Origin of the sequence: Vibrio sp. EA2, from assembly GCF_033042495.1 — a bacterium.
In the GTDB taxonomy this organism is placed as follows: Bacteria; Pseudomonadota; Gammaproteobacteria; order Enterobacterales; family Vibrionaceae; genus Vibrio.
This window is the reverse complement of the sequence record NZ_JAWLID010000002.1, coordinates 335,701-351,387: the sequence shown is the minus strand read 5'-3', so window position 1 is coordinate 351,387 and position 15,687 is coordinate 335,701. Positions and strand designations below refer to the sequence as shown.

Annotated in this window: 12 protein-coding genes; 9 read left to right on the top strand and 3 right to left on the bottom strand. The window is 44.7% G+C overall.

The genetic code is table 11. The features are described 5' to 3' along the window. Positions 1-81 precede the first annotated feature (81 nt). Together cydD and cydC are read left to right on the top strand one after the other, a co-directional pair. Positions 82-1,869 (top strand): heme ABC transporter permease/ATP-binding protein CydD, encoded by a 1,788-nt coding sequence (gene cydD, locus RXX31_RS05895; protein ID WP_317588164.1) that lies wholly within the window; start codon positions 82-84, stop codon positions 1,867-1,869. Next, positions 1,862-3,583: a heme ABC transporter ATP-binding protein/permease CydC gene (gene cydC / locus RXX31_RS05890; protein ID WP_317588163.1), complete on the top strand. Its 1,722-nt coding sequence runs from the start codon at positions 1,862-1,864 to the stop codon at positions 3,581-3,583. The genes cydD and cydC overlap by 8 nt, the downstream gene beginning before the upstream one ends. Positions 3,584-3,705: 122 nt before the next feature. On the opposite strand, the gene serC is transcribed toward cydC, so the two are convergent. Then, entirely contained in the window at positions 3,706-4,809 is a 1,104-nt protein-coding gene (gene serC, locus RXX31_RS05885; protein ID WP_317588162.1) for a 3-phosphoserine/phosphohydroxythreonine transaminase, read from the bottom strand. Between the two features lie 254 nt (positions 4,810-5,063). Further along, the gene (locus tag RXX31_RS05880; RefSeq protein ID WP_317588161.1) at positions 5,064-6,329 is read right to left on the bottom strand and encodes a DUF945 family protein; all 1,266 of its coding nucleotides are present in this window, start codon (positions 6,327-6,329) and stop codon (positions 5,064-5,066) included. Between the two features lie 186 nt (positions 6,330-6,515). Between RXX31_RS05880 and RXX31_RS05875 the strand changes: the two genes are divergently transcribed. The 3 genes from RXX31_RS05875 (at position 6,516) to RXX31_RS05865 (ending at position 9,700) form a co-directional block, all read left to right on the top strand. Next, positions 6,516-8,459, top strand: a complete 1,944-nt coding sequence (locus RXX31_RS05875; RefSeq protein WP_317588160.1) for an ATP-binding protein — start codon at positions 6,516-6,518, stop codon at positions 8,457-8,459. After that, positions 8,456-8,953 carry a response regulator gene (locus RXX31_RS05870; RefSeq protein WP_317588159.1) on the top strand — a complete coding sequence of 166 codons (498 nt, stop codon included), beginning with the start codon at positions 8,456-8,458 and terminating at the stop codon, positions 8,951-8,953. Before RXX31_RS05875 ends, RXX31_RS05870 begins: the two co-directional genes overlap by 4 nt. A gap of 201 nt (positions 8,954-9,154) precedes the next feature. Then, positions 9,155-9,700 (top strand): hypothetical protein, encoded by a 546-nt coding sequence (locus tag RXX31_RS05865; protein ID WP_237315522.1) that lies wholly within the window; start codon positions 9,155-9,157, stop codon positions 9,698-9,700. Between the two features lie 174 nt (positions 9,701-9,874). Here the strand turns inward: RXX31_RS05865 and RXX31_RS05860 are convergent, their stop codons facing one another. Further along, entirely contained in the window at positions 9,875-10,462 is a 588-nt protein-coding gene (locus tag RXX31_RS05860; RefSeq protein WP_317588158.1) for a TfoX/Sxy family DNA transformation protein, read from the bottom strand. 369 nt (positions 10,463-10,831) lie between these two features. Here RXX31_RS05860 and RXX31_RS05855 point away from each other — a divergent pair, with 369 nt between their 5' ends. The 4 genes from RXX31_RS05855 to panP all read left to right on the top strand — a co-directional run bounded on the left by RXX31_RS05855 (position 10,832) and on the right by panP (position 15,443). After that, positions 10,832-11,752, top strand: a complete 921-nt coding sequence (locus RXX31_RS05855; RefSeq protein WP_317588157.1) for an HDOD domain-containing protein — start codon at positions 10,832-10,834, stop codon at positions 11,750-11,752. A 112-nt stretch (positions 11,753-11,864) separates the two neighbouring features. Then, a complete protein-coding gene (locus RXX31_RS05850; RefSeq protein ID WP_317588156.1) occupies positions 11,865-12,770 on the top strand; it encodes a lysine exporter LysO family protein in 906 nt (301 codons plus the stop codon). 207 nt (positions 12,771-12,977) lie between these two features. Further along, on the top strand, positions 12,978-13,490 hold the full coding sequence (locus tag RXX31_RS05845; protein ID WP_317588155.1) for a hypothetical protein: 513 nt from the start codon (positions 12,978-12,980) through the stop codon (positions 13,488-13,490). Between the two features lie 306 nt (positions 13,491-13,796). Beyond that, positions 13,797-15,443, top strand: coding sequence for a pyridoxal-dependent aspartate 1-decarboxylase PanP (gene panP / locus RXX31_RS05840; RefSeq protein WP_317588154.1), 1,647 nt, complete (start codon positions 13,797-13,799; stop codon positions 15,441-15,443). The last annotated feature ends 244 nt before the right edge of the window (positions 15,444-15,687 follow it).

Below are 15,687 nucleotides of genomic sequence, written 5' to 3'. Positions count from 1 at the left end.
CTTAAAACCCAGCGGTATTCCCGCTGGGTTTTCTTTTGTATACTACCGCCTCATTAAAACAATTATTATTAAGCCTTTACAATGGATAAGAAAAAGCATAGCAGCTTGAACAAGTGGCTTAAGCAACAAAGTAAGTTAGCCAAGCGCTGGCTTATGATTGCGATCGGCCTGGGCGTACTTTCAAGCGTGTTTTTATTGGCTCAAGCAGCCCTGCTCGCCTCTATTCTTCATCAATTGATCATCGAACAAGTCGACAAAAGTGAGCTCATTTGGCACTTTGTCGGACTGGGTGGAACCGTTATTGGTCGTGCAGCCTGTACCTGGGGCCGCGAAATCGCCGGTTATCGTTGCGGTGAGCAAATCAGAGTGTATATTCGCCAACTTATCTTAGATAAAGTCCATAAGTTGGGGCCCGCTTATATCAAAGGAAAACCTGCAGGTAGCTGGGCAACGCTGATCTTAGAGCAAGTCGAAGACATGCAAGATTTCTTCTCGCGCTACCTTCCTCAAATGTCGTTGTCGGTACTGATTCCTTTCATCATTCTGATTGTCGTTTTCCCAGTAAACTGGGCAGCCGGTTTAATCTTCTTAGTCACCGCCCCGCTGGTTCCAATTTTTATGGCGCTAGTCGGCAAAAAGGCGGCAGAAGCAAACCGTAAAAACTTCAAAGCGATGCAACGCTTGTCTGGTCACTTTTACGACCGCTTACAAGCCATGACGACCATTCGTCTGTTTGACAGAACAAAATCTGAGACAGAAACGCTGAAAGGTGCATCAGAGGTTTTCCGTACCCGAACGATGGATGTGTTAAAAATCGCATTCCTGTCTTCCGCCGTATTAGAGTTTTTCACTTCGATTTCTATCGCTATTACTGCCGTTTACTTCGGTTTCAGCTACATTGGTGAGCTAAACTTTGGCTACTATGGTGCGGGCGTTACTCTGTTCGCAGGTCTGTTTATTCTTATCTTAGCTCCTGAGTTCTATCAGCCGCTGCGTGATTTAGGCACTTACTACCACGCGAAACAACAAGCGGTTGGCGCGGCAGAAAGTATTGTCGAGTTTTTGCAGCTTGAGGTCGACCACGCAAAAGACGGTAGTCAGACTCTAGACCAAGACACACCCATCGAGATTGAAGCCAATGACCTCGTCATTTTTAGCCCAGAAGGTAAACAGCTGGCAGGGCCTCTATCTTTCTCACTAGAAGCGAATCAAAGCACAGCACTGGTTGGCCCAAGTGGTGCAGGTAAAACCAGCCTTGTGAATACCATTCTTGGCTTTATGCCCTACCAAGGCAGCCTAAAAATCAATGGTTGTGAGTTGTCACAACTCGATCTTGCTACATGGCGTAAAACCATTAGCTGGATTGGTCAAAACCCAATGTTGCTTCATGGCAGTATTCGTGACAACGTCACCCTGGGTAAACACAATGTCCAAGACGACGCCGTCAATGCGGTGCTGAAGGACTCACACGCTGCAGAGTTTGTTGAAATGCACGGCCTGGATTACCCAATTTCAGATCGTTCTGGTGGTCTGTCGGTCGGTCAGGCACAACGCCTGGCGCTCTCTCGTGCCATGCTACAAAACGGACAATTTTGGCTGCTGGATGAACCAACCGCGAGCTTAGATGCACGTAGTGAAAGACTGGTGATGGAAGGTATTGGTAAATACACCCAGTCGACCACGAATTTGATGATCACCCACCAGCTCGCCCCTTTGAAGAACGTCGCACAAATTCTAGTGATGCAAGAGGGTCAGATTGTACAACGTGGTGACTACTCGGCTCTCTCATCAGAGGACGGGTTATTCAAAGAAATGTTAGCGGCTAATTTAGCACAACAAGAATCAGACAAGGGGAACTTGGATGCGTGATTTACTCCCTTATCTAAAACTGTATAAAAAGCACTGGTTTGGTTTGTCATTGGGCATGTTGCTGGCTTTCCTGACACTGGCTGCCTCTATCGGACTGTTAACGCTGTCCGGATGGTTTATTTCCGCAGCATCAGTCGCAGGTCTAACCATCGCTCGTGAAACCTTCAACTACATGTTACCCGGTGCGGGTGTTCGTGGTGCAGCCATGGCACGGACTGCTGGCCGTTGGGGTGAGCGAGTGGTTAGCCACAATGCGACCTTTAAACTGCTGACCGATCTGCGCATCTTCTTCTTCGAGAAGCTGACTCCGCTGATGCCGGGTCGAGTTTCTGCCATGCGCGATGCCGATGTGCTCAACCGCTTGGTTGCTGACGTGGATGCGATGGATCACGTCTATCTACGCCTGATCAGCCCGGTAATCATTGGTATATTTGGTATTCTCAGCTTAACGGCAGTATTAGCTTTCTTTGACTGGCACCTGGCACTGTTACTGGGGTCGGTTCTCACCGTTATGCTGCTGGTATGGCCGGTACTGTTTTATAAACTCGGCAAAAAGAATGGTGCGCATCTGACTCACCGCAAAGCCGAGCTACGCGTAGCAACACTCGACTGGCTACAAGGCTACAGTGAGCTTAGTATTTTCGGTGCGGAAGAGCGTTACCGCAACTTAATATTAGACAAGCAACAGCAGCTTCTTTCTAATCAGTTTGTTAACGCGAACCTCACTGGCATGGCATCGGGATTACTTATGTTGGCGAACGGCCTAACGCTGGTAATGATGCTATGGTTTGCTGCAGATGGTGTTGGTGGTCGTACCCCGGACCCATGGATTGCCCTGTTTGCTTTCGCAACCATGGCAAGCTTCGAAATACTCATGCCTATCGCAGGTGCGTTCCAATATTTAGGCCAAACGCTAACGTCGGCTCGTCGCTTGAATGAAGTGATTCTAGCCAAGCCGGATGTGGTTTTTCCTGAGCAATCAAAACGTGAAGATAAGCCGTTAGATATCGAGTTTGACAACATTAGCTTTGCCTATCCCGATGGCCAACAAAAAGTACTACAGGATTTATCGCTATCACTACCTCTGGGTTCAAAAACTGCGGTGGTAGGCCAAACAGGTTCAGGTAAGTCTACCCTCATCCAACTGCTGTGCCGCTACTGGGACGTCAATCAAGGTCAAGTTCGCATTGGTGATGCAGCACTACAAGACTGGAGCGAATCTGATCTGCGCGCAGCCATTACTGTGGTAAGCCAGCGAGTGGATGTTCTAAACGGGACACTGCGCGATAACCTACTTATGGCAGCACCGGATGCAACCGATGAGCAACTTGCTGAGATCCTCAACAAAGTGGAACTTGGCACTTTGCTTGAAGAGCCTGGATTAAGTGCTTGGTTGGGCGATGGTGGCCGTCAGCTTTCTGGTGGCGAAAAACGCCGTATTGGTATTGCACGAGCACTGTTGCGTGATGCCCCTATCCTGCTGTTAGATGAGCCTACCGAGGGCCTCGATAAACGCACAGAGCAGAAAGTGATGGCGTTGTTCAATCAGCATTTTGCCAACAAGACCGTCGTGTTCATCACTCACCGACTGATCGAGTTAGGTAACATGGATAACATCTGTCTGATGGAGCAAGGTGAGATCATTGAGCAAGGCGACCACCAAGCGTTGCTCGCTCAAAAAGGTCGTTACTATCAGTTGTTGCAGTCTCTATAGAGATAAAAGAGATACAAAGGGCGCATCATTTGATGGGCCCTTTTTTATTGGCAAGTATTTTATTGGCAAGTAAACAAAAAGCGCCGCAATTGCGACGCTTTTGTTGTTTAGTCTTTTACAGACTACGCGTATTTTGCTTCGAACTCTTTCATAAAGTCTACAAGCGCCTGAACACCTTCTAGTGTCATCGCATTGTAGATAGACGCTCGCATACCACCTACAGCACGGTGACCTTTCAGAGACTTCAGACCTTTTGCATCGGCTAGCTCTAAGAAAGTACTGTCTAGTTCTGGCTTCGCTAGCTGAAACGGTACGTTCATTAGAGAGCGGTTAGCAGAGTGAATGCCGTTACGGTAGAAATCTGACTGATCAATGTAATCGTAAAGTAGTGCCGCTTTTGCACGGTTCACTTTCTCGATAGCCTTAACGCCGCCTTCTGCTTTTAGCCATTTGAAGACTAAGCCAGATAGGTACCAAGCAAACGTTGGAGGCGTGTTGAACATCGACTCTTTTTCTGCCAGTACGGTGTAATCCAAAATGCTTGGCAATACTTGTTTCGCCATACCCAGTAGATCATCGCGAACGATCACGATAGAGATACCAGATGGACCAATGTTTTTCTGAGCACCGGCGTAGATAACGCCGTATTGAGAAACATCGATTTCACGTGAAAGAATCGTAGAAGACATGTCCGCGACAATTGGTTTGTCAGTCACAGGTAGATCGTTGATTTCAACACCATCGATCGTTTCGTTTGGACAAAAATGGACATAAGCCGCGTCTGGGGCAATTTCCCACTCAGTTGCCGGTTTAACTGCCAGTTTTCCATCAATTTCCGTTTTTGCATCAAAAACGTCCGGTTCACAGTATTTTTTCGCTTCTGCAACGGCACTTTCTGCCCAGTAACCGCCATCAATGTAAGTTGCTGTTTTTGCTTCACCTAGAAGGTTAAGAGGAACTGCAGCAAACTGAGCGCGAGCGCCACCTTGGCAAAATAGGACTTTGTAATTCTCTGGAATGTTTAAAAGGTCACGCAGGTCTTGCTCAGCTTCTTCTGCAACTTTAATGAACTCTTTACTACGGTGACTGATTTCCATCACTGAAGTACCCAGACCTTGCCAGTCTAATAGTTCTTTTTGTGCTTGTTGCATAACTGCTTTTGGCAGACCAGCTGGTCCTGCGCTGAAGTTAAATACGTTGTCCGTATTTTGTTCCATGATGCTCATCGCTCCTGCTAAGTAAATATGTCGAAATTAATGTACTTAAATAATCTCGAGATGTGTGGCTCAGAAAAGCTTTTTTAGTAATCAGCGCAGACACTATTTATCGAGCGCAAACCCTCTAAAAAAGTTCCGATGCCTTCATCTTGATATATGTTGGGTATATCACGTTTTTGCGGTGATAAAAACAAGAAAAGAGGTCCTACGACCTCTTTTTAAATTGAAAACGCCATATGAGCGTAATTAACTAACCTAGCTGCCTACTTTTGCATCAAAGCTGGCATCAATAGTGCGATCAACGGAAATTCGTGGCCATTTTCGAATTTTAATTTCCCGTCACCAATTTGAGCCTTAAGCTGGTAACCACCGTCGACTTTGTCTATCAACTCCATTATTAACAGCTCATCTATCCCTTCTTCGATAAACGGGTAATGCTCTACTAATTCATCGGAGAAGTAAGTACTCAAAGCTCCGTTAGTGACATTCACCAACTTCATCGGATTCTGAGTGATTTTCTCGGTGCCTTGTGGGACAGACAACTCCCATTCGTTGTGGAATTTACCTTCACCAAACGCGAGCGACAGCTCGTTAACAGAAAGGTTAAACCCTTTGTTAAACAAAGTATCGATGTGAGGTAACAGGCTGTTAATTTCTTGCTCACTCAACACGGCTGAGTTCTGATAAATCGCCATAATCTTATCGAACGATTGGCTATCTACATCTGCAATGGAAAAATCGAGCTTAAAGTTGTCAACATCCGTACCATCTGTCAAACGCATGGTTTGCGCTGCAAGATTAAACTGGCTATTCAGCTTCTCCCCCGCCTCATCCGTCGCAGTGTTTCCACTGTAGTTCGCATTTTCAATTAAAAATACTGGGGTCATGGCAGCGTCAACCACATCCAGCTTCTCTAAAGAAAAGGCCTGCTCGCCTAACCAGTAGCCTTTAACTTGCTTACCTTTGCCCTGCCCGGTTAAACCGTTCAAATGCAGTTCATCACCATTGACGAAATCAACCTGAACATAAGGGACAGAAACCTGGTAATTGAGATCGCCCAAAACCGTCACGTTACCGGATACTTTCGCCGGACTCGTCGAGATCGAAAGATCTTCGGCTTCATTTCGATAATGCCAACTATCTAAGTTGAGTGTAAATGCGGTATTACCATTGAGCTGAGTCTGACTACGTAAAGTAAGCGGCACAAAGTCGCTCTCTACTAATTTTGAATCCGCAGTAAGACTTGTCAGCCCATGACTCACATCGCTGGTTACGTCAAAGGTTGTTGGCACGTTGTCACGAATTAGTTGTGTCTTTAACTCAGGGTCAACCACCGTATATCGGGTTAACACAACCGAAGACAGGTACCCGCGTTGGTACTCAATCACTTCTCCTTTGATCATTTCATCGTTCATATTAGCGATACCATCTTCAATGATGGACTGACCAATTTGACCAACTGCAAGTGGCCAACAGAGCGCGAGTGAAATTGCACCGCCAATGGCGCCAAGTTTTTTCAGATTTTGCATAACGTCACTTTCTAGGTATTTGTATTCAGTCTAACCCAAACCCTTGGTGGATAAAACATTGAGATAAATCAGACTATTGATGCTTATTCTAGACCATTAATCAGGAATCATACTCAGCTCGCACTCATTCAATAGTTTTATTGATAAGGTTTTCTCGGAGAAGTTTTAATCGGAGCTCAAATACCTGTGAATCGCTACGCTGTATTGTGTCTCGACAACAACCCAATCAGTGCTGAACAGTTTCGATTGGAGCTGTCTGCTTTCGCGAGCAAATTTGATATTTTTTCTGTTGAATCCATTGAAGAAGCACAAAGTGCACTTGAATATCTCGAACAACAGAATCAGACGGTCGCACTCGTCATTGCCAGCCACCATGCTCATTTTAACGGCGTGGATTTTCTGATTGGCCTTGACCGGGCACCACATACCGAGAGCGCGCGAAAAATCCTCATCAGCTGCTCCTCAGATATCCAAGCGATCCTGACTGCCGTCAATGAAGGTCGACTAGACCACTGTCTAACCAAGCCCCTCCCAGATAAGGTTTTATTTAATACCGTTCAAAAGGAGCTAACGCAGTTTATTTTACGCTACTGTCATGAGGACTTGCTTGGCTATAGTCAGGTACTGGATCAGCATAAATTGCTTCGAGCCCACATTGAAAATCAGATGCAGAAATATCAAGCGGGATTTCTGCATGACGACTACCATGAAATGCCAGATGAAGAGCTTGCAGAGCAGGTCATTTCTGCCTTACAGCAGTTTTTCAAACACAGTGACGATACCCACGCTTGCCGAACCTACTCACCAGAGCATCTATTGACCGTTGAAGGTGAACCCAATAACTTTCTCTGGTTTATTACCAACGGAGACGTTGCGCTATATAAGAAAGACGAGCAAGGCGTTCAACGAGAAGTCGTTCGCTATACAAAAGGTAATATTGTCGGCAGTATGTCATTCGTAACGGGTGAAAACTCCTTTTCTACTGCCCTGACATTATCCAAGACGGAAGTGATCAAACTCGACCGGAAGGTATTCCACAGTGTCATGCAGAGTGATTCTAATCTACTGCCGCTATTCACCAATTTGCTACTTCGCCACTTTAATCGACGTTTGCAACGCAGTATTAATACCAAGCTGCAACTGCAAAAAACGCTTGAATCGTTAGAATCGGCGCATCAGCAATTAATAGAGCGAGAGAAAATGGCGATGCTTGGTCAGTTGGTTGCGGGTGTTGCCCATGAGCTCAATAATCCTATTGCAGCGATTTTAAGAGGGGTAGAAAACCTCACTCACACCCTCGAACATTTACTCACCGAACTTCCGGCTCACGATGTACAGAGCAAGGGCATACAACTGCTGTCTCAAGCACAAAACGCTAAGCCTGCCTCTACCGCGGAATTAAGAGCACGAGTGAAACAACTCAGCCCTACCCTGCCCGATCGCACATTAGCCAAAAAAATCGTGAACTTGGGCTTAGAGTCAGAAAGAGAGTTACTGACCCAGTTAGCGAAAAAACAAGCGAGTGCTTGTCAAATACTGGGCACGCTGGAGCAATATCATAAAGCAGGTGCTTCACTACGTTCCATCAACGTATGCGCAGCTCGCATCGCCGACATGGTAAAGAGCTTAAAGGGTTATGCGCGCGCCGACGATGAAAGCATGCATTACGCTGATATACACGAAGGGATTGAGGACACTCTTGTTATCTTTGAAAACAAGTTAAAAGTTCACCAAGTCGCAACCGACTACGAAAAGTTACCTCATATTCTTTGCCAGCCTATCGCTTTGCAGCAGGTTTGGACTAACCTGGTTTCGAACGCGATTGACGCTTTTCCAGATAAAGGCGTGTTAAAAATCCAGACAAGGCTGGTAGAAAAGGATAACAAGCGATATGCCGTTATTTCATTCGAAGATAATGGATGCGGCATTCCAGAATCACAAAAGACGTCGATTTTTGAACTCAACTTTACGACCAAAAAAGAAGGCAATTTTGGCTTGGGGATCGGGCTATCTATCTGCCAACAAATCGTCACCGCTCACCACGGGTGGATTGAAGTTGAATCAGAACTCAACAAGTACACTCGTATGACAGTCTGGCTGCCAGTCATCGAAGAAGGAGATGAAATATGACAAAGTATCTGATTTTATGTGTCGATGACGAAAGAGAAGTCTTGGATAGTGTGTTGCAAGATTTGGCTCCCTTCGAAGAACACTTCACTTTAGAAGGCGCAGAATCCGTCACTGAAGCAAGACAAGTTATCGAAGACATGGCGGAAGAAGAGGTAAAGCTCGCGCTCATCTTATGTGATCATATTATGCCGGAGCAAACCGGGATCAGCTTTTTAATCGAGCTGAGCCAGAATGCCGACGCCAAAAGTGCGCGCAAAGTATTACTAACCGGTCAGGCTGGGCTGGAAGACACCGTTGAAGCCATCAATCATGATAGCTTGGATTATTACATTGCCAAACCTTGGAAAGGAGATGAACTCAGACAGGTCATTTTGTCCCAACTGACTGCATTCGTGATTGAAAATGATGAAGATTTATTGTCTTGGACGACCATTCTCGACTCAGAAGCCATTCTCAATGCAATGGCAGAGCGTAGAGCCAGTTTTGGCGAGTAAATATAAGTAACCAGAGAGCGCCACACGAAAGACATGGCGCATTTTTTGCTTAAACCAAACAGCAATGAGTTAATTGACAAAACATCGACACATTTATGTTGGTCGTAGACCTTTCTTTTGATTATGATGTCGGACAAATTAGATTACGGTTCAAGTGCTTGCTTGAATTCATGGAAAAATAAACAAGGTTTATCGTTAGTTATGCGTAAGACACTATTAGCCACAGCCCTATTGTTAGCATCAAGCCACGCCCTAGCTGCAAACGGCAATACGCCAGCAACTATGAGCAACTTTAGCTACGACTACTTCGAAGCTCGTATTGGCGCAAGCCCGGTGACATTTGGTGCTGGCGTTAGCAAATCAATTCACCCAAATGCACACGTCGTGGCTCGAATCGATTCTGAGTTTGAAAGCGACTTTGATTCTGCTGCGGGTTTTGGTTTTCATTCACCGCTTAATAACTGGGCAGACCTAACTGGCGAAATGCTAATGCGTGTTGTCCAACCATCTCACTCAAGCAGCACTGATGTGGGTATGGAACTAAACCTAGGCGTTCGTCAATGGTTGGGACCTCAATTAGAAGTGGGTGGTAAAGTTGGCTACGTTTCTATTGATGATAACGACGACTGGATGGGCGCGGCCTATGCACGTTTCCACTCAACTGAGTTGTTCTCTCTAGGTGCAGAAGCGCGTATTAACGACTTCTACGGCGATCAAGTGATGTTCACTACACGCTTCAAGTTCTAATAAGCACAAGCGAAAAACAAAAACCGAGGCATTAGCCTCGGTTTTTTATTTGGTAGAAATAACTCACTCTAATAAAGTGCTCAAAAGTATCAACACCCCTTTTCTACTTTTGACGCTTACTTTTACGAATCGCTAACGCCAAACAAAAGTCAATCACTGCGCGGATCCGTCACCTTAATCACACAGTTCCAATAACTGCTTTTTTCGTGGCTCTTGAATAAGCTTCCAGTGTACTCCATCAGTAGCACCAGCAAACTTCCACAGCAGTTTAACATCGACATCGTTGCCGTAAGCCTGTCTTACTTTATTGAACACTTCTACAGGTCCGAGTTCCAAAAATGCTTCAACATCATCAACGCCGGCCTTTTTCACCATGCGTTCAAGCGTAAGTTGCATATTAGGCAGATCTCTCAGCCGTCTACTCGCGGACGATTTTTGGTATTTGCGTTCCTTAACTGACTTCTCAATTGACTTTTGCAACAGTTCATCCAATCCAGAGAAACCGGATTCGAATAGTTCTGTTACATCGTAATAATTAACGGTTGCCGTCGTTTGTCTTTTGACGTGCTTATATTTTTCACAATTTAGTTGTATCAGCGCTTCGTCTAGCCCATTACCACCGCGTAAATAGCAGCAGTCATTGCTAACAAGAGCGAACATAGCGTCATCGCAAAATAAACCGATGCCACCAAACATGGAACGTTTCTGATATTGACTAAAATTGCGTACGTATTTAAAAAAAGCTTGGTCTGTCATGTCCATTGACCTCTTTAATCTGAATAAATTACCCCGATTAGCGATGTCACCAGATGAACAGCAGCTTGTAGCGAATTATAAAATGTCGATTTGTTGGCGATATATTTGTGAGTTGTGCTTACCAACTCACCCAATCATACTTAACGCAGAAAAATAAGTTAGGACTTAAGTCACATATAAAAAAGTATAAATCCCTCATACGTGATTGATTTCACAGTTATCTCTCTTTTAGTGGTATTTTTTTGACACCTTTCTGCCGCAAGTACTATTTCATCATGATACATACGGCAATTATGAAGACAGAGTACGCATTTCATTGATAATCCGCGTAATGTAAAGGTACACTGTACCAAAGATTATAAGTACAACGTCATAATGGAACACCTATCATTTTTTTGGCTACCAAATAATAAAGATAAGCTTTTAAAAGCACTAGAATCCGAATTCGCCCAATTGGTAGAGCAATCGATCACTATCGGTAAAATTTCATTACCTCCGATACCTGATGCCGTGCTCAAAATTCAGCAGTTGTGCCAAGAAGAAAGCACAACTATCGCTGATGTTGCCCACTGTTTATTAGAAGACCCAGGATTAGCCGCGGTTGTGGTTCGGGTCGCAAATTCGGTGATTTTCAATCGTAGAAACATTACCTGCAACGATCTAACCACTGCGGTCTCACGTTTAGGCATTCTTCGAGTACGTGACATTGTTACTGCTCAGGCAATTGAGCAAATGAAACACTCACTAAACCTAACCAAAGAATGTAACCAGATAATGGTGAAAAGTGCAGCGGTATCCCGTGAGCTTGGTGCCGTGATGGTGTTAATTGTACAAGAGTTCCGCAAGCACGATCCCGTGACTTATGGCCACCTTGAACAAGAGAAAGCGTTGTTAGTCGGCTTGCTAGCAGATATTGGTCTGTTTTGCCTTATTAATGAATACAATATGTACATCGAAAGAGGCAATTACTTAGACCAAGATATCGCATTACAAATCTTCCAAACTCGATGCTCTGCGACCAGTAAAATGGTGTTAGAACGCTGGGGATTCGATGACGATTACAAAGAAGTTTCATCGAACGAAAAATTCGTAACATCACGCCCAGATGTCAGTTATTTAGACATTGCCAGAATTGCACATCACTTATTGATGTTTCGGAGTCAAGATGAGCGAATTAACGAACATGAAGTGGAATTCAATCTGACGGGTGCAGAAATCCTATATGACCTCAGTAATATGAGTGACCAGGACTTCCATCAGGAAATGAGCACGGTTTTGACAGCCAGCGGCTTGTAGACCTGTTTTTTTATATTAAATGTCATTCACAGTTATGGTGTCACTCAAGGTTGGGTGAACGGTTATCTGTGGCAAATTTTAGGCTTACCTCACTAAGGAATAATGGAGTTTTATGTTCTCAGGGATGCTTTTCATTTTTGCCCCACTCGTTGTCGGGTACTTAATTCCTATTTCTCGCGACACTTTACTCGAGAAGATTAACAAATCTACGTCTTACCTTATTTACGTCATCCTGTCGTTGATGGGGTTAAGCTTGGCAGCGCTGGATAACCTGGGCAGCAATTTACAAAGCATTCTGCTTTATGCGAGCACTTTCTTCATCTGTTTAAGCGTGTGTAACCTTTTAGCATTGCCTCTTGTCGATAAGATAATTCCTCTCAAAACCGATCAAAGCCACAGTAAGTTACCTCTTTCTTCTATGGCTTTGGAGTCAGCAAAACTGATCCTGGTCGTCGGCGGTGGCTTAGTCGCCGGTTTAATTCTTCCGATTGATCTGTCCTGGGTAGACACAGCAAGCGAGTGGATACTGTTCCTCTTACTGTTCTTTATTGGTATTCAATTACGCAACAGTGGCCTTACACTCAGACAGATTTTGTTAAACAAGCAAGGTATGGCCATCGCTGCCGTTATCATTGTTACTTGTATGCTTGGTGGCGTAATCGCTTCATTTGTCCTGGATCTTCCCCTATACAAAGCGTTGGCCATGGCATCTGGATTTGGTTGGTACTCATTGGCAGGTATTTTGATGGGAGACGCGTTTGGTCCAGTATTTGGCGGTGCCTCTTTCCTGCTCGAACTAACGCGCGAATTGGTAGCCTTAGTTGCCATCCCACTCTTTATCCGCCGTTACCCATGTACCGCTATTGGCTATGCTGGCGCAACAGCAATGGACTTCACTTTGCCAGTCATCCAGACAACGGGGGGCGTACGCTGTGTACCCGTTGCCATTGTTAGTGGCTTTATCTTAAGCTTGCTCGTACCAGTGATGATGCTTTTCTTTGTATCACTTGCTAGCTAGATCGCAGGTTTTGTCTTTAACATCCATTACAATACGGCAAAAATTTAAAAACCTAATTAACGTTGCAGTCGTCGATATACAAACGACACCTTAATTCGCAATTTGAATCAACAGCCCAAGATGCTTTTTGCACAATACAAATTAAGGCTCATTCATTACTGGTGAGATTCAACGTTAATTAAAGAATAACGATTAGAAGGAAGAAGAATGAAACGCTTTGTCGTTGCAGCGCTCCTCGCTACAAGCTCAACTTTTACGTTTGCCGCTGACCAACAATGTCTGGCCAATAAGTACGATGGCTATGTCGATGCTTCTCTACAGTGGTATCAAGATCTCGTTGACCTGACCGTTGCTCAGTACCCTGAACTTGATGATGTAAGTCAGTGGTTCCTAGATGGTCGTAAGCACCACTTTGAGCTCAACCGTGAAGCGGTACACTATTTTCTTAAGAATGACCCTAGCCGCGTAGCAACCGAGCAACCTATCGAAGCATGGTTAAAGCTCGAGCAGCACGACGTCAAACAACTGGCTAGTCGCAGTGACAAGCTGGGTGAAGCAGCACAAAAAACATTTAGTGACCGCCAATCAACCAATCATGAGAAGAACTACGACCTTCGTTCTGCTTTCGCAGATCTTCTAAGCCACCCTCAGAAAATTGACTCAGCGCTTAATAAGTACAATCAGTCAATTGAGAAGCTCGAAAAACAACAATGTGAATAATTGTCTATTTGCGAATAATCCGACAGTATCGGTTCCAAGGCTTGGCCTCAGAGCACTAGAAATCTGAGACAAGCCTTAAAGTGTTGCATCGAGTTAGGTCTCCTTCATAAATGGTCAAAAATGACCTATAACAGGCTATTACTAACATGCGACTATTAAGAGACCTGGCTGCTTAAGGATATTTGCCTATGACCAAACTTTCATTTCATCAACATGGTCTTGCATAATTAAAACGGGACTTTGAAGCCGTTTTGGTTTAGATTGTGCCGCTCGCATTACCCAAATTACTACAAATGATTCTTTGCTATGGTTAAGGAACAAAAAACCGCTGACGTTAGTTTTGAGAGCTTGCTGAAGATCTTCACTGTCCCTGAAGGTCCGGACTCGACGTTAACAAAAATTGAAGAGGGGCTCTCTCGAAACCTGAATCAATTTCTTCGTGAACACATCGTGGCAGAAGAAAAGCCTTTACGTGAAATAGAGAAAGACTTTTCTTCTGCTCAGATTCCTGAGCAACCCGAGTTTGTGTCAGACCATACCGAGCACTTGCTAGACACGTTGGTGGCGCACTCGGTTCATACTTCAGCACCAAGCTTCATCGGTCATATGACATCGGCACTGCCTTACTTTTTAATGCCGTTGTCTAAGATAATGATTGCGCTTAACCAAAACTTGGTGAAAATCGAAACGTCGAAAGCGTTTACACCACTAGAGCGACAAGTGCTAGGCATGCTGCACCGCTTAATCTACGCTCAGTCGAATCGGTTTTATGACCAATGGATGCACAGTGCCAACCATTCTCTTGGCGCGTTTTGTTCTGGTGGCACAATCGCTAACATCACTGCCCTTTGGGTTGCCCGAAATAAGGCACTAAAGGCGAACGGTGACTTTAACGGCGTAGAGAAAGAAGGCCTATTCAAAGCCATGAAACATTACGGCTATGAAGGTTTAGCTATCTTGGTTTCTGAACGTGGCCACTACTCACTTAAGAAATCGGCAGATGTATTGGGATTGGGTCAGGAAGGCCTGGTCGCAGTAAAAACAGACGCAAATAACCGAATCGTTGTCGATGATCTCAAAGAAAAAATCGTCGAACTGGAAAAGCAAAATATTAAGCCAATAGCTGTCGTTGGCGTGGCAGGTACGACCGAAACTGGTAATGTTGATCCGCTAACTCAGATAGCTGAAGTTTGTCAGCAGCACGATTGTCATTTCCATGTCGATGCAGCTTGGGGTGGTGCCACATTAATGTCTAATCATCACCGACATCTACTGAATGGTGTTGAGCTTGCTGACTCAGTGACGATTGACGCACATAAGCAGCTTTATATCCCTATGGGTGCGGGCATGGTTCTGTTTAAAGATCCGGATGCTATGCGATCCATCGAGCACCACGCTCAGTATATCTTGCGTAAAGGTTCTAAAGATTTAGGTAGCCATACCCTAGAAGGCTCTCGCTCGGGTATGGCGATGTTAGTGTATGCGGCAATGCACATTATTAGTCGACCAGGCTATGAGCTGTTAATCGATCAAAGTATAGAGAAAGCACGCTACTTCGCGGATTTAATTAACAAACAGGACGATTTTGAACTGGTTTCTGAGCCGGAGCTATGCTTACTCACCTACCGCTACTTACCACCACACATCCGTGAGGCGCTAGAGCAAGCACAAGGTACGCAGAAAGAGCAATTGAATGAATTAATCAACCAGCTCACTCAGTTTATTCAAAAGCGTCAACGCGAAACCGGTAAGTCATTTGTTTCTCGTACCACGCTTAACCCGGAACAATGGGATCGCCTGAGCACTATCGTCTTCCGGGTAGTTCTGGCAAACCCGCTGACCTCGACCGACATCTTTGATGCTGTTTTGGACGAGCAAAGAGTTATTGCGCAACAAGCACCAAATTTAAACGCGAAAATCCAAGAATTAGTTTCTAAGATTTTGGCTTCTTGACGATAATAACGGGTTACATGAACTTGAAAATTTCTTTCTTTTTAATGTAACTCACTAATCATTATTGACTAACCAGAGTTACAAATCTCAAATTCCCCATTCATTTCTGTAGTTTTCAGAAAATTTTGTTTGAGGTTTGTCAAATTCTCACTAAATAGTAACCGTAATTGGTTTAGTCGAATTAAGGATAAGGTTTATACTGAATCTATGGCGCTGGTAGCTTTCGTTAACGCCCCTCACTACC